At 68.1% G+C, this 17,071-nt stretch carries 19 protein-coding genes; 9 read left to right on the forward strand and 10 right to left on the reverse strand.

From position 1 onward, the window contains the following. The first annotated feature begins 117 nt into the window (after window positions 1–117). Window positions 118–801 (forward strand): hypothetical protein, encoded by a 684-nt coding sequence (locus AB2L57_RS04080; protein ID WP_409048138.1) that lies wholly within the window; start codon window positions 118–120, stop codon window positions 799–801. Between the two features lie 42 nt (window positions 802–843). Further along, window positions 844–1,224, forward strand: coding sequence for a PH domain-containing protein (locus AB2L57_RS04085; RefSeq protein ID WP_409048139.1), 381 nt, complete (start codon window positions 844–846; stop codon window positions 1,222–1,224). 137 nt (window positions 1,225–1,361) lie between these two features. On the opposite strand, the gene AB2L57_RS04090 is transcribed toward AB2L57_RS04085, so the two are convergent. The 3 genes from AB2L57_RS04090 to AB2L57_RS04100 all read right to left on the reverse strand — a co-directional run bounded on the left by AB2L57_RS04090 (window position 1,362) and on the right by AB2L57_RS04100 (window position 4,406). Beyond that, window positions 1,362–2,750 (reverse strand): DUF222 domain-containing protein, encoded by a 1,389-nt coding sequence (locus AB2L57_RS04090; RefSeq protein ID WP_409048140.1) that lies wholly within the window; start codon window positions 2,748–2,750, stop codon window positions 1,362–1,364. Window positions 2,751–2,971: 221 nt separating this feature from the next. Continuing rightward, window positions 2,972–3,538, reverse strand: coding sequence for a TetR/AcrR family transcriptional regulator (locus AB2L57_RS04095; RefSeq protein WP_292815727.1), 567 nt, complete (start codon window positions 3,536–3,538; stop codon window positions 2,972–2,974). After that, complete coding sequence (locus AB2L57_RS04100) at window positions 3,531–4,406, reverse strand: alpha/beta fold hydrolase (protein WP_292815730.1); 876 nt, start codon at window positions 4,404–4,406, stop codon at window positions 3,531–3,533. Before AB2L57_RS04100 ends, AB2L57_RS04095 begins: the two co-directional genes overlap by 8 nt. A 127-nt stretch (window positions 4,407–4,533) precedes the next feature. Here AB2L57_RS04100 and AB2L57_RS04105 point away from each other — a divergent pair, with 127 nt between their 5' ends. Further along, complete coding sequence (locus tag AB2L57_RS04105; protein ID WP_292815733.1) at window positions 4,534–5,934, forward strand: FAD-binding oxidoreductase; 1,401 nt, start codon at window positions 4,534–4,536, stop codon at window positions 5,932–5,934. 18 nt (window positions 5,935–5,952) lie between these two features. On the opposite strand, the gene AB2L57_RS04110 is transcribed toward AB2L57_RS04105, so the two are convergent. Next, on the reverse strand, window positions 5,953–6,075 hold the full coding sequence (locus AB2L57_RS04110) for a hypothetical protein (protein WP_409048141.1): 123 nt from the start codon (window positions 6,073–6,075) through the stop codon (window positions 5,953–5,955). A 472-nt stretch (window positions 6,076–6,547) separates the two neighbouring features. Here AB2L57_RS04110 and AB2L57_RS04115 point away from each other — a divergent pair, with 472 nt between their 5' ends. The 5 genes from AB2L57_RS04115 (at window position 6,548) to AB2L57_RS04135 (ending at window position 10,497) form a co-directional block, all read left to right on the forward strand. Further along, complete coding sequence (locus AB2L57_RS04115; protein ID WP_292815472.1) at window positions 6,548–6,721, forward strand: hypothetical protein; 174 nt, start codon at window positions 6,548–6,550, stop codon at window positions 6,719–6,721. Then, complete coding sequence (locus tag AB2L57_RS04120; protein WP_292815475.1) at window positions 6,718–7,713, forward strand: hypothetical protein; 996 nt, start codon at window positions 6,718–6,720, stop codon at window positions 7,711–7,713. Before AB2L57_RS04115 ends, AB2L57_RS04120 begins: the two co-directional genes overlap by 4 nt. 60 nt (window positions 7,714–7,773) lie before the next feature. Beyond that, window positions 7,774–8,568 carry a helix-turn-helix domain-containing protein gene (locus tag AB2L57_RS04125; RefSeq protein ID WP_292815478.1) on the forward strand — a complete coding sequence of 265 codons (795 nt, stop codon included), beginning with the start codon at window positions 7,774–7,776 and terminating at the stop codon, window positions 8,566–8,568. A gap of 149 nt (window positions 8,569–8,717) precedes the next feature. Further along, entirely contained in the window at window positions 8,718–10,028 is a 1,311-nt protein-coding gene (locus AB2L57_RS04130; RefSeq protein ID WP_409048142.1) for a wax ester/triacylglycerol synthase domain-containing protein, read from the forward strand. Window positions 10,029–10,347: 319 nt separating this feature from the next. Next, complete coding sequence (locus AB2L57_RS04135) at window positions 10,348–10,497, forward strand: hypothetical protein (RefSeq protein WP_292815485.1); 150 nt, start codon at window positions 10,348–10,350, stop codon at window positions 10,495–10,497. A 193-nt stretch (window positions 10,498–10,690) separates the two neighbouring features. Here AB2L57_RS04135 and AB2L57_RS04140 read toward each other — a convergent pair whose 3' ends face one another. Beyond that, window positions 10,691–12,082, reverse strand: a complete 1,392-nt coding sequence (locus AB2L57_RS04140) for a DUF222 domain-containing protein (RefSeq protein ID WP_409048143.1) — start codon at window positions 12,080–12,082, stop codon at window positions 10,691–10,693. Window positions 12,083–12,427: 345 nt separating this feature from the next. On the opposite strand from AB2L57_RS04140, the gene AB2L57_RS04145 reads away from it, so the two are divergent. Next, window positions 12,428–12,910, forward strand: a complete 483-nt coding sequence (locus tag AB2L57_RS04145) for a hypothetical protein (RefSeq protein ID WP_409048144.1) — start codon at window positions 12,428–12,430, stop codon at window positions 12,908–12,910. Between the two features lie 156 nt (window positions 12,911–13,066). Here the strand turns inward: AB2L57_RS04145 and AB2L57_RS04150 are convergent, their stop codons facing one another. The 5 genes from AB2L57_RS04150 to gmd form a co-directional block, all read right to left on the reverse strand. Further along, window positions 13,067–13,756, reverse strand: a complete 690-nt coding sequence (locus AB2L57_RS04150; protein WP_409048145.1) for a GNAT family N-acetyltransferase — start codon at window positions 13,754–13,756, stop codon at window positions 13,067–13,069. 115 nt (window positions 13,757–13,871) lie between these two features. Then, a complete protein-coding gene (locus tag AB2L57_RS04155) occupies window positions 13,872–14,033 on the reverse strand; it encodes a hypothetical protein (protein ID WP_409048146.1) in 162 nt (53 codons plus the stop codon). A gap of 1 nt (window position 14,034) precedes the next feature. Next, on the reverse strand, window positions 14,035–14,883 hold the full coding sequence (locus tag AB2L57_RS04160; protein WP_409048147.1) for a hypothetical protein: 849 nt from the start codon (window positions 14,881–14,883) through the stop codon (window positions 14,035–14,037). A 169-nt stretch (window positions 14,884–15,052) separates the two neighbouring features. Further along, entirely contained in the window at window positions 15,053–16,015 is a 963-nt protein-coding gene (locus tag AB2L57_RS04165) for a GDP-L-fucose synthase family protein (RefSeq protein ID WP_409048148.1), read from the reverse strand. After that, on the reverse strand, window positions 16,015–17,046 hold the full coding sequence (gene gmd, locus AB2L57_RS04170) for a GDP-mannose 4,6-dehydratase (protein WP_409048149.1): 1,032 nt from the start codon (window positions 17,044–17,046) through the stop codon (window positions 16,015–16,017). Before gmd ends, AB2L57_RS04165 begins: the two co-directional genes overlap by 1 nt. Window positions 17,047–17,071 lie beyond the last annotated feature (25 nt).

Genomic DNA, 17,071 nt, shown 5'->3' on the forward strand with positions numbered 1-17,071 from the left:
CCGTTTCTGACGATTCCGTACGGGCCGGCCGACACGGGCGAGGTTCGGCCCCTGCCCGGTTCGGTGACGTGGTGGCTGTGCGGCGGCATCCGCACGTCGACGTATCAGCCCGGTGAGGTGCTCGAGGTCGCCGTCGATGTACGCAACAGTGGCGGTGCCAACGCGGCGTCGCTGGCGCAGGTGACGGTGTGGTGGTCGGATCCGGCGCTGGGGTTCGTGATCGTGCCCGAGAACCTGATCGGCTTTCGCCAGGTGGCGGTGCCGCCGCGTGGGGGGACTGCGACGACGGCGACGATGACGCGGCGGATGCCGCCGAATGCGCCGAATCACATCTGCCTGATCGCGAGGATCTCGCATCCGCTCGATCCGGCGGCGCAGACGCCCGATCCGGTGAATGATCGGCACTGGGCGCAGCGCAATCTGTCGGTGCTGGCGACGCCCGTGGGGGTGCCGGCGGTGGTGACGTTCACGGCGGCGAATCCCACGATGGATGCTGCCGACTGGCTCGTGCGCATCGCTCCGGTGCGCGATGCCGGGCGCTTCGTCGGTCTGGATCAGGTCGTGGGTGAGCCGCAGGATGATGTGTTCGCCGTGATGCGCGTGGACGGCGAGGTGGGCGAGGGCGCGTTGGAATTCTCGATCGCGCTGGAGCCCGGCGAGCGTCGTACCTTCGATGCGGAGCTCGAGGTTCAGGGTCTGGAGCCCGGCCGGTTCGCGGTGTTCGAGGTGTCGCAGTCGCAGCCCGAGCGCGAGCAGGTGTTCGGCGGCATCGGCGTGGTGGTGGTCGCGACCCGCGACTGATTTCGAGCATTCCCTCCGCGCATCGGTGACTAGCCTGAACCCATGCCGATCGAGACATCAGCCATTCTCTCCTGGACGCTCCAGCAGGAGATCCCGATCCCGAACGATGTTCACGGGCTCCTCGTCGAGGGCGAGCAGCCGGTCGCGTCGTTCAAGACGTTCCGCGACTCCGCGACGTTCACCACGAAGCGGCTCATCGTGCGCGATGCGCAGGGCATCACCGGCAAGAAGGTCGAGATCTATTCGCTGCCGTACAGTGCGATCAACATGTGGTCCACCGAGAATGCCGGCGGATTCCTCGATCGAGACGCCGAACTCGAGTTGTGGACGCGAGCGGGACACATCAAGGTGAAGATCACCAAGGGCGCCGACATCCGTCGCATCGACAGCCTGATCGCCTGGGCCGTGCTACAGCCGCACTGACGCGGCACGACCGCCGTTTGGCGGGAACTCACCCTCACTCCGGTGATGTCACCCGTCAATCACCCGCGTCGCGGGTTGCGTGTCGCGGGGTTCGCGGACGCGATCGCGGACAGTACGGTGCGTCCGCGAGGTCGGGATCAGAAGGGTGCGTCCTCAAGGTCGGGCACGAATCCGATGGTGACGGGTGGTGGGGTGTCGGTGTAGTGGAGTCCGCCGGGTGATATCCACTCGATCACCCCGCCCGGGTGATGTTTCACCCGCCAGGGCGTTTCGCCCTTCAGCACATGATGTCGTCGACAGAGTGCGCAGAGGTTTCGATGATCGGTTGCTCCGCCGAGGGCGAAGTCTTGGCCGTGGTCGATGTCGCACCGGTGGGTGGGCATGCGGCATCCGGGGAATCTGCAGTGCGGGTCCCGCACCCTCAGATATCGGGTCAGATCCGCCGAACGCGTGTATCTGTCGACGGCGAGGACCCCGCCGGTGATCGGATCGGCCAACACCCGTTCCCATCCCGGGACGGATTTCGCAAGGATCCTCGCGGTGTCGAGGTCGATGGGGGTGCGTCCGACGAGTTCTGCGGGGTCATCGGTCACCCCGGCGAGTGCGAGGGCGGGGACGGTGACGTTGACGGTTGCGCGGATGGAGGCGAGTCCGCCGTGTCCGTCGCCGAGTCCTTCGCCGGTCTCGGTGTCGATGCGGTGGGTGAGGACCATTTCCATGAGCACGTCAGCGCGCACCTGATCCAGCGTCCGAGAATCCACCGGGACTCCGTCACCCTCGGCCTCGGCGGCGTCCTCGCCCTCGACCTCGGCGGCGTCCGCGGCTTCGGCCGCGTCCGCGGTTTGGGCGGCGTGTGCGGTGTTGAGGACGTCGCGGGCGATGTGGGTGATCATGTCGTGGATGCCGTGCACCGGTACCGCCGGGCCCCGGAGGAGGAGTTCGGTCATTCCGTCTTCGACGTCTCGTACCCATACCCCGCGGCTTTCCCTTGCCACCTTGTGCCGCTCCGCGAACGTCGTGGGCTGCACCTGCTCCACGAGTCGCGCGAGTTGCGGTCCGAGCCGCCCGGGTGTGGTGGACGCGGCCCGCTCCAATGCTTCGGTCTCGAACGCGGCCCGAACCTCCGGGTCGGTGAGTTTCACCCCGTGCTCGACGATCGCCCGCACATGCCCCACCGACACCGCCCCTGCCGCCAGCGCCTCAAACGACGCCGCGAAGCGCGTCACCAAAGTGTGGGCGTCGTTCATCCGCCGCTGCACCGACCGGTCCGGTTGCCGCGCACACGCACCCAGCTCCGCAGCGAGGGCCCGCAACGGGAGTTCGGCTTCGCGGCCGGCGCTGCGGGGGATCTCCGCGACCCGCTCCAACCCGACCGCCTGCGCTCGCGCCAGCACGCTCATCGCCTGCGCCTCGGCGGCAGCGATAGCGGCCACCGCGGCGGCGTACTCCGCCGCCAACCCTGCCGCCACGGCGTCGACGCCGTCGACGTCGTCGTCGTGTGCGTCACCGCCGTGCTTCGTCTTCATGTTCGAAACTCTACGCGGGGCCTCCGACATTGACCCCCGGAAATCGACCCTCAAGAGCCCCGATCCGAGAAGTTTCTGGGTTAGACCTTTCTCATCTTCACCGGCCCTTCGACAGGCTCAGGAACGGCTCTCGGCCACGCTCCATCCGGGCCGCGCGCCTGCCCTCCGTTCGGGATGCCGTACCCACCCCAGCCTCGCAGCCCCCACCCAAGCCCCGGCCCCTACCGCCCCCACGCCTCCAGCCCCACGACAAGGCTCTCCACGACCCGTTCGTAACTAGATTCGATGGAGACCGGCAACCGAAACGCGCCCGACGTCTCCAGGCTGACGAACCCGTGGATGGTCGCACGAAGGAACCGCGTCGCGTCCACGGCGTCTTCTCCCTCCAGTCCGTAGCCGGCGAGCACGGTGTAGATCACCCGCAGCGCGGTCTCGCCGGCGGCAGTGTCCTCGGCATCCCCCTCGATGGCGGCCGCGATCGTCAGTGGGTACTGCGCGGGGTTCGCCAGCGCCCACTGCCGGTACGCGACGCTGATGCCGCGCACGGCCTCGGCGCCCGACCGCCCGATCGTGGCCTGCGCCAGCGCGTCGCCTAAGGAGCGCTTCGCCCGCAGCATGATGCCCCGCCGCAGCCCCGGCAGCCCGTCGACGTGTTTGTACAGCGACGGCGCCCGCACCCCGAGGCTGCCCGCGACCGCCGCGAGCGTCAGCTCCGCCCCCGGCGCCCGCTCGAGCAGCTCAGCCGCTCGCTCGATCACCACGTCGGTCGTGAGTCCCGCCCTAGGCACTCGGCGCACCCGCCCCGGAGGTGCCCGAACCCGCCACGCTCCCCGCCAGAAACGCGAGCACCGCGCGACTGCTCGACTCCGGCTGCTGCGCCTGCGGGTAGTGTCCCGCATCCGGCACCATCACAACCCGGCCACCGAGCGCGTCCGCGACCCAGTGCGCCTCGACGGCGGGTTCCGGGAAGTCCGGATCCCGCTCGCCCATCACCACCAGCACGGGCGCCTGCACCTCGGCCAGTCGCGCCGCGGCCGGTGCGTGGTCGGTTTGCCGTGTCGTGAGAGAGAACGCCTTGCGATACGCGGGTCGTCGCATGCTCGCGTGCACGGCCGCGCGGTAGGCGTCGAAGTCGTCGGGTTTGCGCCCCGCGTAGAGCATCGGCATGTACGCCCGCCACGCGGCCGCGGCCCACAGTGGCATCGTCATCGCTCGGAAGATCGCCGTCATCACCGCGTTTCCGGGCGGGTTCCGCACGAACGGCCCCACCAGCACGAGCCCCGACACCCGCTCCGAATGTCGCGCCGCCACGATCACTGCCGCTCCCGCCGCGAGCGAGTTGCCGACGATGACGGCGGGCGCGCGTCGCTGTCCGACCTCGTCGATCAGGGCGGAGATGTCGGATGCTGTCGCCTCGTCGCCGTACGAGGGGAACCCGGCATCGCTCTCCCCGTGACCCCGCAGGTCCGTGGTCACGACGCGGTAGCCCGCGGCGGCGATCGCGGGCGCGAGGAAGCGGTAGGACGAGCGCAGTTCGCCCATACCCGGGACCATCACGACGAGCGGGCCGGACCCCTGCACGTCGTACGCGATCCTGCCGTCGGCAGTCTCGAGATATCTCGTCACCGGCGCTCCGGCGTCATCCTGTGGGGTCATGGGGCTACTGTACATAGCTAAAAAGCTAATGACAATAGCCAAACTCACGACAGCCGAATTGCCCGCAGGGCTGTGTTACCGTCTTCGCCGCCGTATTCGCGGCGCACACGACGGACGCAGGAGTCCCATGGGCAACGACAATCCACACCCGACCACGATCACCGACCGCGCCGATCTCATCCCTTCGAGGACGGGTATCACCGGGCGCGTCCTGCGCCGCGGGGGAGAGGCGTACGAGACGCTGCGGCGCGGTGCGGTGTGGCATGCGGGGGTGCCCGACAGGTTTCCCGAGATCATCGTGCTGGCAAGCTCCGAAGAGGATGTCGTCGCCGCGGTGCGTCTGGCCAAGGTCGAGGGTCTGCAGGTCGCGATCCGCTCCGGCGGCCACAGCTGGTCGGGGTCGCATCTGCGCGACGATTCGCTGCTCATCGACATGTCGAACCTTCGCGGGGTCGAGATCGACAAGGAGTCGATGACCGCGACGGTGCAGCCCGGCATCCGCGGATCCGAGGTGCTCGCGATGCTGCGCGAGCAGGACCTCTTCTTTCCCGTCGGCCACAACTATGCGGTCGGCATCGGCGGGTATCTGCTGCAGGGCGGCTTCGGGTGGGCGGGGCGCGAGTTCGGACCGGCGTGCATGTCGGTGATCGGCATCGATGCGGTCACCGCCGACGGCGAGCTGGTCCATGCCGACGAGAACGAGAACGCCGATCTGCTCTGGGCCGCGCGCGGGGCGGGCCCCGGCTTTTTCGCCGCGGTCACGAAGTTCCATCTCCGCGTGTACCCGCATCGGGCGGTGACGATGAACAGCCGCTACATCTTTCCGGCGTCCGCGGCCGAAGAGGTCTTCCGCTTCGCGAACGAGCGCGGTCGCGACACCCCCGTCGAACTCGGCGTCATCGTGCAGCGGCACGAGATCGCCGATTGGGAGCCCGTCGTGCTGCTGGGCGGATTCGCCTACGCCGAGACGGAGGAGGAGGCCCGCGCGCAGCTGGCCTTTCTCGAGGAGTGTCCCGCTCGGTCGCGGGCGCTCGCGGCGATGCCCTTCCAGTTGACCCAGCACGGCGCCGACGAGCTCGACGAGAGCACTGCGGTGCCCAACGAGAGTCGTCGCTGGATCGCCGACAACATCGTGAGCGATGCCGGTGCGGACGAGCTGCTGCCCAACCTCGAGCACCTCATCCAGACGATTCCGGCGGCGCCGACCTATCTGCTGATGTTCAACTGGGATGGCTATCCCGGTGCGCCCGAGCGTCCGTCGATGGCGTTCTCGCTCAAGGGTGACTTCTGTTACGCGCTCTACACCGCGTGGGATGATCCCGCCGACGACGCGTCGATGAAGGGCTGGACCACCGATGTCATGCGCGCGTGGGAGCCGCACGCGGCGTTCACGATGCTGGCCGACGAGAATCTGATCAATCGGCCGATGCCCTTCATGGCGCCGGAGAACCTCGCCCGCCTCGATGAGATCCGCAGCGAGCGCGATCCCGAGGGTCGTTTCGTGGCGTGGCTCGGTCGCCCCGCCTGAGAACCCGGGCGCAGCGTCCTAGGCGTCGACGGTCATCGTCTTCGACTTCACCGGGGTGATGACGAGCTCATTGACGCAGGCGCTCGCGGGACTGGTGGCGACGAAGCGCACAGCTGCCGCGACGTCTTCGGGACTCAACATCTGCCGACGTGCGTCCTCGTCGGGCACGGAGGGTCACGCGGATGTGGAGTCGCGGAGAAGCGCGAGCACCCCGCCTGTGGAGGCTGTCGACGAGTCCGATTCGACCACGCGCACGTGAAGTGGTTCGTCGATTTCGCCCTCCAGCGTCCGCCCGGCGGTGCCTTGAGGGGAGGACTCGGGGCGGTCCAGCGTGTCGTCACGGTGTTCGCTGACGACGGCGTCCGTGATGCTTTGTTGGTTATCGCCGCGCGGGATGAGGGGAAATCCCTCCCCTGTGCTCCGCCTCCCGCCGTCTCGCATGCCCGTGAGCATAACGTCACCGGATCACTGCATCGCGGCCTGTCGCCAAGAAAGGTCCGGCCCCCCCGCCCCTTGCCCCGCAGGCCAGACGTTGCGATCCTTGCTCCAGGCGGCCCCGCCCACACGTCAGTGGCAGGCCCGGCAGTTCTCCGCAGCGTCGCAAGGACAGAGCATGAGTGACCTCTCACCCGGTACCCGCGTCGGCGAGAAGCGCACGATCTCGGGTGTGCTGCACGAGTGGACCGGCGCGGTCTGGCGCCCGATCATCGGGTATCCGACGCGGGATGACTCGAACGTCCCGTACAAGCGACTGCCTCCGCTCGACGCAGACAGTCGGCTCGAGTGACGACGCCCGCGCCGCCCGCGTCAGCGGCGGCTCCGACCTCGGCCCCGAGCCCCACGGCAGGCACACCGTCCGTCGACAGGTGGACGGCGGCGATCAAGGCCAGTCGCGACGCCGCGACGTGGGTTGCGACGGCGCTCGGTGTGGTCGCGGCAGCGATCTTCGGCGGCATCCCGGCGCTGAAGGGTCTGCCCTTCACCTGGGGAGACCCGAGCGACAACGCGCAGTCGATCCTGGCGGCCATCGCGGCGGTCGTCGGCCTGGGCGGGATCATCGTCGTGATCCTGATGGTCACTCGAGCGACGCTGCCGATCTATGTGACGTTGTCGACGCTCAGTTCGCGCACGCAGGCGGCGATCGCCAAGACGCCGGGCGAGTATCTGCCCGAGGGGATCTCCTCGCTCGCCGAGCTTCGCACGCAGCTGAAGAACTGGGAGGCGCTGATTCCGCTCCTCGAGGAGCAGGAGCGCGTCGCCGATGCGGCATCCCGCGGTCCCGCCGCCGAGGCGCTCGCGGATGGCATCGCGCAGCGTGACAATCTGCGGCAGTGGGCCGCGTCGATCCGGCAGCTGGATGTGCTCTCGCAGACGCAGGCGCGACTGCACAATCCCGCGTTGTGGGCGGCGGTCGCGGTGGCGACGCTGGGCGCGGTGGCGTTCATGTTCACCACCGTCGCGCGGGCGGAGAGCGATCCGCCCGCCGAGATCGGGCAGGTGGCGTTCGTCACGCCGACCGATGAGCAGGCGTGGGCGGCGATCGCCGGTTCGGCTGATCTGAGCGGTTGTGCCGACGAGGAGGGGCGGTATCTCGTTCTCGTCTCGGATGTCGTCGACGATGCCTATGTCGTGCAGACTCTCCCGAACGCCGATGGATGCCGCGCCTGGCGCCTGAACATTCGTCCCGAGATCGCCGATGTCATTGTGCTCGCCGAGCCGATGCGGGTGACGGTGACGTACTCGCCGGCTCCGCAGCCGTCACCAACACCGGCCGGCTGATCTGCGCCGCGCCCGCGCCCACCAGAATGGACACATCCTGCTTCCTTAGGGGGTGAATCAATGGACGGCCAGATCGAGGTCGATTTCCGCACGAGCGATACCGACGCCGCGGTGGAGCATCTGCGTCAGAGCTACGGGCGGCTCAGTATCCGGGGCCCCGTGGACTACGGCGTCTCGACGGTCGGCGACCGGCGATTCTCCATCGGTTCGGTCCTGCTCGGCGGTGAGCTGTCTGTCAGCGGCATCGTCGACGGGTTCACGGTGGTTACGGGACCGGATCGATATCACTGGCAGGTCGATGACGAACGGGGCTACCTGGGACGCGACCCGATCCTGTTCCATCCCCATGTTCCGCTGCAGGTGCACGTCGATCGGGTTCAGGTGAGCGCCGTTCGCTTCGACACCCGCGAACTCGAGCGCCTGGCCAGGCGGGCGTTCGACAATCCCGATCTGCACCTGGGGTTCGATGGTCCTCGCCCGATCTCCACGCCCCGTCGTTCCGTGACCTCGCGCGGCGCCGCGGTCTCGTATCGGGTGGCGGTGGCGTTCATCGAGGAGAATGCCGGGCTTCCGATCACGGTCGAGGATGTCGCCGTCGCAGCGGGCGTCTCGTCCATGCGACTCGGGCAGATCTTCTCGCAGCACGCCTCACCCGCGGAGAGCCCGCGCGCCTGCATCCGGCGCATGCGGCTGGAGGCTGCGCGCCGGCAGATGTCGAAGGCGGCGCCAGGGGAGATGACGTTGGGGGATGTCGCGGCCCGGTGGGGCTTCACGCAGCAGGGTCTCGTGCGCCACTATCGGCGAGCCTTCGGTGTCGATCCGCGGCCGGATCCCGCTGGAGACCTGGAGCAGTAGGCACCGTCACCGCGCGGGCCGACTCCTGCGGTGTTTCGCGAACGACGTCGCCGACGTCATTCAGCATGGCGAATCGCTCCGACCTCGCCTGAAGCCGCGACATAGTGGGCATCCTCGGGCACAACAGCCAGCGCCGATACGCTGACGCCATGACGGATGACGGAGACTTCCTGTCTGCCGACGACGCCCGCATCCTCGCTCTGGAGTCATCTGTCCTCACGGGCCACACGCTGAAGCTCATGGTTCTGAGTCCCGGGACCCCGATCGATTTGGAGGCGCTGCGCGCGTCGGTGCAAGCTCGACTCGTGGATGCACCTCGCGGGCTCGAGCGGGTGGTGGCGGGAGCCGCGGGCGAGCGGCCGCGCTGGGAGGCGGTGGACGGGGTAGACGTCGCCGCACACGTGCGGCGACGCGCTGGCACCGAGTGCACCACGTCCGAGGATCTGTGTCGCGTCGTGAGCGAACTCATGTCGGAGCATCTCGACCGATCCCGTCCGCTCTGGACGCTGGATGTCATCGGGCCGCTCGCCGATGGTAGGGAGGCGATCGCGGCGAGGATGCACCATGCCATGGTCGACGGGATCGCGGGGATGCGGTTCCTCGAGGCGATCCTGCTCGACCCGCATGACACCCCCGCACGCGCCGGTATCTCCCGTTCCGTGGCGTCCGACTCCCGGCCCGCGCCGTCGCCGACGCTCGGGGCAGGGGACTGGGCGCGATTCGCCGCCGCGATCGCCCGAGAGCTGGGTCATCCCGGTTCGCGCTCGCCGTTCGATCGGCCGGTCACGGGTGCGCGCGAGCTGGCGTTCGCGACGATGCCGCTCGACGCCCTCCGGGCGATTGGCGCGTCTCGACCCGAGCACGCGACCGTCAACGATGTGCTGCTCGCGGCCGTCGCCGGGGGGCTGCGGACCTGGCTCGGCGATGGCGCGAGCGGGCTCGATCTGCACGCGCAGGTTCCGGTGAGCATGCATCGCCGCGACGAAGACCCTGGGACCGCGGGCAACCGGGACTCGTTCCTCAATGTGGATCTCCAGATCGGGGCACACGATCCGCTGCAGCGCCTCGATCTCATCAGTGCGCGGACCCGTGTGGAGAAGCAGGCGGATGATGCGGCGCTGCTGTACGACCTGTTCCACGCCCTCGGAGCGGTGCCGCTGGTGGATGCTGTCGCCCACAGGATCGCCGACACGTCCCGCGAGTTCAGCGTCGCGATCTCGAACGTGCCTGGTTCGCGCGTGCCGGTCGCCGTGAGTGGGCGCCGCGTAGAGGGCTTGTTCTCCTCGTCGGAGCCCGCACCGCATCATGCCCTGCGCATTGCTGCGATCTCGCATTCCGATCAGATGGGCATCGGGTTCTGCACGGATCCGACAGTGACCCCGGGGGTGCGAGAGCTCGCCGAAGCAGTAGCCGAGGCGTATCGCGAACTGCAGCGGGCGGCGCTGGGCGAAGTTCTGTGACACCGCAACATCTGCCAGACACGCTCGTGACCGGCTACTGCGGTGTTTCATGGACGACGTCGCCGTCGTCATCCAGCATGGGCGTTTCGTGCTGTCCGGTGCCGTGTCGTTCGTCGGTGTCATCGGGCACCCCGGCGCCTGAGGTGTCGGGTTCGGGTCCGGGCTCGATCGGAGGCTTTTCTCTGTCCATACCGATCAAGTCAACAAAGTCGGCTGTGCAGGCGCAACCGCGTCCGCCGTGCACCGGGGGTCGTGATGGATGCTGGCAGCAATGTCAAGGCGGGTGACGATCGGTCTGGACTTTGATCCGATGGGGCTCATGAATGAAAAGAAGCCGATTCCCGATCCCGAATCCCAGCATTCCGACGCGGACGACACGTCCTTCACCCCCGACATGTCTGCCGATCCCGTCGAGAAGGAGAAGAAGCGCACGGAGGGCTTCGGCCCGAATCGCCCCGACCTCGCTTGAAGCCGCGACATTGAGTCGGAGCGTCTCGCGCTGCACACCGTGGGCGAACTCGCGCCGAGTTCGGACCCGGCCCGAGGCGATTAGTGCGGCGCGTCCTCGAGGTCGCGATCAGAAGGGCGCATCCTCGACGTCGCGATCAGAACGGCGCGTCCGTGAGGCCGCGATTCAGAAGGGTGCGTCCTCGAGGCCGCGATCAGAAGGGCGCATCCTCAACGTCGGGAACGAATCCGACGGTGACCGGGGGTGGCGTGTCGACGTAGTGGAGTCCGCCGGGGGATATCCACTCGATCACCCCGCCCGGATGATGCTTCACGCGCCAGGGCGTCTCGCCCTTCAGCACATGATGTCGTCGACACAGCGCGCAGAGATTTCGATGATCGGTGGCCCCGCCGAGGGCGAAGTCCTGCCCGTGGTCGACGTCACAGCGGTGCGTGGGCATACGGCATCCGGGGAATCTGCAGTGCGGATCCCGCACCCTCAAGTGCCTGGTCAGATCCGCGGATCTTGTGTACCTGTCGACGGCGAGGACCCCGCCGGTGATCGGATCGGCGAGTACCCGTTCCCATCCGGGGACGGATTTCGCGAGGATCCTTGCGGTGTCGAGGTCGATGGGTGCCCGCCCGACGAGTTCTGCGGGGTCGTCGGTCACCCCCGCGAGTGCGAGGGCCGGGACGGTGACGTTGACCGTCGCCCGGATCGACGCGAGCCCGCCGTGTCCGTCGCCGAGTCCTTCACCGGTCTCGGTGTCGATCCGGTGGGTGAGGACCATCTCCATGAGCACGTCCGCACGCACCTGATCCAGGGTCCGAGAATCCACCGGGACCTCGTCACCTTCACCTTCACCCTCGGCGTCGGACTCCTCATGAGCCCCGGCCTCCGCGGCTTCAGCCGCGTCCGCGGTTTCGGCGGCGTGTGCGGTGTTGAGGACGTCGCGGGCGATGTGGGTGATCATGTCGTGGATGCCGTGCACCGGCACCGCGGGTCCCCGCAGCAGGAGCTCGGTCATCCCGTCTTCGACGTCCCGCACCCACACCCCGCCGCTCTTGCGCGCGACCTTGTGCCGCTCCGCGAACGTCGTCGGCTGCACCTGCTCCACGAGTCGTGCGAGTTGCGGTCCGAGCCGCCCCGGCGTGGTCGACGCCGCCCGCTCTAACGCCTCGACCTCGAACGCGGCCCGAACCTCCGGGTCGGTGAGCTTGACCCCGTGTTCCACGATCGACCGCACATGCCCGACCGACACGACACCCGCGGCCAGCGCCTCAAACGACGCCGCGAAGCGCGTCACCAATGTATGTGCGTCGTTCATCCGCCGCTGCACCGACCGGTCCGGTTGCCGCGCACACGCCCCCAGCTCCGCGGCGAGGGCCCGCAACGGGAGTTCGGCTTCACGGCCCGCGGAGCGGGGGATCTCCGCGACCCGTTCTAACCCGACCGCCTGCGCCCGCGCCAGCACGCTCATCGCGTGGGCTTCTGCCGTAGCAATAGCGGACACCGCGGCCGCGTACTCCGCGGCCAACCCCGCCGCCACGGCGTCGACGCCGTCGACGTTGTCGTCGTGTGCGTCACCGCCGGGCTTCGTATTCATGTTCGAGACTCTACGCCGGGCCTCCGACATTGACCCCGGGAAATCGACCCTCGACAGCCCCGATCCGAGAACTTTCTGGGTTAGACATCTCTCATTTTCGAAAGCCGCCTCAGCCCAGCCGCGCACCGGTCCGGTGTTCCATCGCCAACTCTCGCGCCACCCTACTCGGCACCCCACCCCGCCCGTCCGCTCGCCCACCCCGCCCGCTCGCCCATCCCGCCCGCTGTCCCCGCTCTCCTACCCGACCCGACCCGACCCGCTCGCCGAGGGCAAGGGATCGCGCGCGATCCCGCGGCAGCCCTCGCCACCCACGGCCCAAGTCGCCACCACTGCTACGTTTCGCAGGTGACCGCCGCCATGCCCGCAGCCGCAGCCGCAGCCGCAGCAGTCGCCGCCGTCGCAACCACCGCAACCACCGCCACCGCAGCCACCGCCACGGCAACGCCAACCACAACCCTCGCCGCGATCGCGCTCACCGCGATCCTCGGCGCGCTCGCCCTCTTCGAGCTTGCGCTCGTCCTCGGCGCTCCGCTCGGTGAATTCGCCTGGGGCGGTGCCGACCGCGTGCTGCCGCGCCGCAAACGCATCGGCAGCGCGGTCTCGATCCTCGTCTACGCGCTCATCGGCTGGATCATCCTCGCCCGCGCCGGCGCAGCCCCCGCACCGATCCCGCAACCCGCGGTCGCCATCGCCGCCTGGATCGTCACGGCCTACTTCGCGCTCGGCATCCTGATGAACGCCCTCTCCCGCAGCCGCAAGGAGCGCTTCACCATGACCCCGGTCGCCGCCCTGCTTGCTGTTCTATCGCTCATCGTCGCGCTCGGCTGACGCACAGCCCACGCCCCACAGCCCACGCCCACCGCAACCGCGAAGTGGCATTCGCAGAGTGGATGCTGTCACCCTGCACCGCGCGACGCCAACGCAGACGCGCTTGTGCCCGCCAACCCGCCCCGCCCCGCAACCCAACCCGCCAACCCGCAGGCCCTAAGAATCCACCCCGCCCGCCCGCAGATCCGCGAGCAGTGCGTCGACCCCCGTGACCTCGACATCAGCGCCGAGAATCTCCCGGTTGGCGGCGCGCACGGTCGCCCAGCGGTCGCGGTCCAGGCGATATCGGGTCTGAGTTGCTGCAGCACCCTCCCGTACAACCCGCTGGATTCCGTCGACCTCATAGCCGGTGCGGCGCGATACCGCATTCGACGCCGCATTGTCGGTGAATGCCGTCGACACGACGCTCTCGGCGCCCAGCGCGTCGAAGCAGAAGTGCAGCATCAGAGCGCGCATGCGTCGGCCGATGCCCATCCCCTGGTGGGTGCGACCCAGCCAGGATCCGGTCTCCACCTCCCGCAGCACAGACCAGTTGTCACCGGACGCGCTCTGAATCCCGACGGCCTCGCCGCCGACGAGCACCCCGAGCTCCAGGGTCAGCCCCTCAGCTCCCACTCGCGAGCGAGCTGCCCACTGATAGGTGAGCATGTTTCGAGCGACCTCGCGTTCGGTGCCTCGAGTCCAGGGGTGGCCGAAGGGCATCGAGCTTCGGTCGTGGACGCCCTTGCCCGCAAGCAACGCAAGATCCACCGCGAGCTCGTCGTCGATCCAGCGCATCTCCAGGTCGCCCGCGCGCACGCGCACACCTGCGGCGGGCCAAAGGTCAACGAGTCGGCTCGAGGTCATCCTTCGATTCTGCCGCGGCATTCGCAACGGCCAACGACGTGGATGCTGTCACCCGGCCCCGCGATCCGCACGACAACATTCCGCAGTGGTCCGTGCCGCCCGCCAACGCGCGGGTTCAGCCGCGCGCGGCGACCGCCCGAGCCGTCGATGGCCCCAGCCGCACGCGGTGGACGATTCCGGGATGTGTGAGTGAGCGGATCTCTGCGTACCCGTGTTCGTGGTCGACCTCGACGGTGAATCCGCGCTCGGCTTCGTCGGTCGAGACTGGTTCGTTCATGTCAATCCGTCCGGGGTGAAGTGGGGGCCGTCAGCAGCGGCCACACGATGTAGAGCATCCGCGCAATGATCTCGGCGACAGCAAGGTCATGAGCTCGGTCGAACACGTCAGCGTCCACACTGTCGACGCACAAGAAGCCCACCGTATCGAATGGACCTTGTGATGTGGCTCCATTCTCCACCCTCGCGTTGACCGGGAGCACAATGGTTGAGCGGTACGGGTATTCGCCGTTCGCGGTCCACTCTCGCATCTTCGCAGAGGTCCAATGACTGTTGCGGTAGCCGCTCTGGATGTCGGCGACCAAGTCGTTCGAAAAGAAGTTGGTTGCGCCCTCGACGATTTCTGCGAAGTCGGTGTTGTCACGCACCAGATCCGCATCACGGGGATCAGGCGATGACAGCGTCGTCGGATAGACGAGGGTGCGAACAGCCGGTTCGTTGCCCAGTCCTTCGGCCACGTACAACTCCTTGACCGAGACTCGGCATTGGCTGCCGGTGACGGCGGTGAATGCCGTACCGAGTGCCGCGCAGGCCTTGCCCGCTCGAACGAGAGGGGTTTCGCCATCGGCGTTCTCGCTTGCGCGGATGTCAGCGATTGTTAGCGCGATGTCTGAGACGTGCCGCATCGCGCGAGACCATCGCGCATTGGCGCGTGCGGCGCGCTTTTCTCGCTCATGAGCGACGACCAGCAGCGCACTCCCTGTGAGAGATGCGAGCGCGATCACGACGAGTCCGGCGGAGAGGATGATGAGCGCGACATTGCCCGACGTGAATAGACCCACGACGCCGAGTACCACGCCGGCGAGCACCGTCGCGAACTCACCCACCCTCAGCCGCAGTGATGGATCCATTGTGGACACTCCCTCCAATCGGTAGAAGCGTCTCAGCCGCCCCCGACATCCGCAGACCCGCCCGCAGCGCGGCGAAACTCTCAAGTGGCATTCGCAACGGCATGGATGCTGTCACCCAGCGCCCCGCGCTGCATCGAGCTCCGCTCGCCCAACGTACGAGCCCGCAGCCCTACCCCCGCAATTCCCCCACGTGCTCGCGATACCAAGCCACGGTCCGCTCCAGCCCCTGTTCCAGCGAGATCGAAGACCGCCACCCCGCCGACGCCAGCAGCGACACGTCCAGCAGCTTCTGTGGCGTCCCGTCCGGCTTAGACGTATCCCATTCGGTAGCCCCCGAGAAACCCACCACCGAGGCGATCACAGAAGCGATCTCCGCGATCGTCACGTCCGAGCCGGTGCCGACGTTGACCTGCGCGGGACCGTCGTAGTGCTCGAGCAGGTGCAGGCACGCGTCGGCCATGTCGTCGGCGTGCAAGAACTCGCGGCGCGGCGTCCCGGTGCCCCAGTTGGTCACCGTCCCCAAACCAGCAGCGCGCGCCTCGTCATACCGCCGAATCAGAGCCGGCAACACGTGCGACCCCTGAGGCGAGAAGTTGTCGTTCGGCCCGTACAGGTTGGTGGGCATGGCCGAGATCCACGGCAGCCCGTACTGGCGGCGCACCGATTGCACGTGCAGGATGCCGGCGATCTTCGCGATCGCATACGCGTCGTTGGTCTCCTCGAGGTGACCGGTCAGCAGCGAGTCCTCACGGATCGGCTGTTCGGCGAACTTCGGGTAGATGCACGACGACCCGAGAAACAGCAGGCGCTCCACCCCGACCGACAGGGCAGCATCCAGCACGTTCACCTGGATGCGCATGTTGTCGCTCAGAAAGTCGACGGGGTAGGTCGAGTTCGCCAGGATGCCGCCGACCTTCGCCGCCGCCAACACCACATACCGCGGACGCACACGCTCGAAGTACTCGAAAACAGCGTCGCGATCCTTCAGATCCAGCGCCGACGACGGCTCACCCACCAGCCGCGTGAAGCCGGCCGCCGACAGCCGCCGCCAGATCGCCGACCCCACGAGCCCGCGGTGTCCCGCGACGTAGAAGACGGCGTCGCGATCCAGCTCACCGGGTTCGAATGCCATCAGCGGGCCCCCCACGACGCGAGCGACACGGTGTCGGTCCACGGGCGGCCCTCGTGCGACAGGGCTTCGACATCGGCATCCACCATCAGGCGAGCCAGCTGCAGCCCGTCGACGGTCGGCACCCACCCCAGCTCAGCTGCCGCCTTCGACGGGTCGCCGATCAGCGCGTCGACCTCGGTGGGCCGCAGGTAGCGCTCGTCGAACTTCACAAACTTCTCCCAATCCAGCCCGACGTGTCCGAACGACGCGGCAAGGAAGTCCTTGATCGTGTACCCGACGCCGGTGGCCAGCACGTAGTCGTCGGGGGTGTCGGCCTGCAGCATGCGCCACATGCCCTCGACATACTCGGCGGCGTAGCCCCAGTCGCGGATCGACTCGAGGTTGCCGAGGTACAGATCCTTCTGCACGCCCGCCGCGATGCGCGCCACGGCCCGCGTGATCTTGCGCGTCACGAAGGTCTCACCGCGGCGCGGCGACTCGTGGTTGAACAGGATGCCGTTGACCGCGAACATGTCGTACGCCTCGCGGTAGTTCTTGGTGATCCAGAAGCTGTAGAGCTTGGCGGCGGCGTAGGGCGAGCGCGGATAGAACGGCGTGGTTTCGCTCTGCGGCGGGGGAGTGGCGCCGTAGAGCTCCGACGACGACGCCTGGTAGAAGCGCGTCTTGATGCCCGACAGGCGCACGGCCTCGAGCAGGCGAATGGTGCCGGTGCCGGTCGTGTCGGCCGTGTGCTCGGGCTCGTCGAACGAGACGCGCACGTGCGACTGGGCGGCCAGGTTGTAGACCTCGTCGGGGTTGATCTCCGCCATCAGGGTCACCAGGCGCGCGCCGTCCGACAGGTCGCCGTAGTGCAGAAAGAGCTTGGCCGCGGGGTCGTGCGGGTCGACGTACAGGTGGTCGATCCGCGACGTGTTGAAGGTCGAGGCGCGGCGGATCAGGCCGTGCACCTCGTAGCCCTTCGACAGCAGCAGTTCGGTCAGGTAAGACCCGTCCTGTCCGGTGATTCCGGTGATGAGTGCGCGCTTGGTCAAGTGGTACTCCCTGTTTTCTGCGAGG

The sequence above is a fragment of the Microbacterium sp. HA-8 genome, assembly GCF_046111165.1.
Classification (GTDB): Bacteria; Actinomycetota; Actinomycetes; order Actinomycetales; family Microbacteriaceae; genus Microbacterium.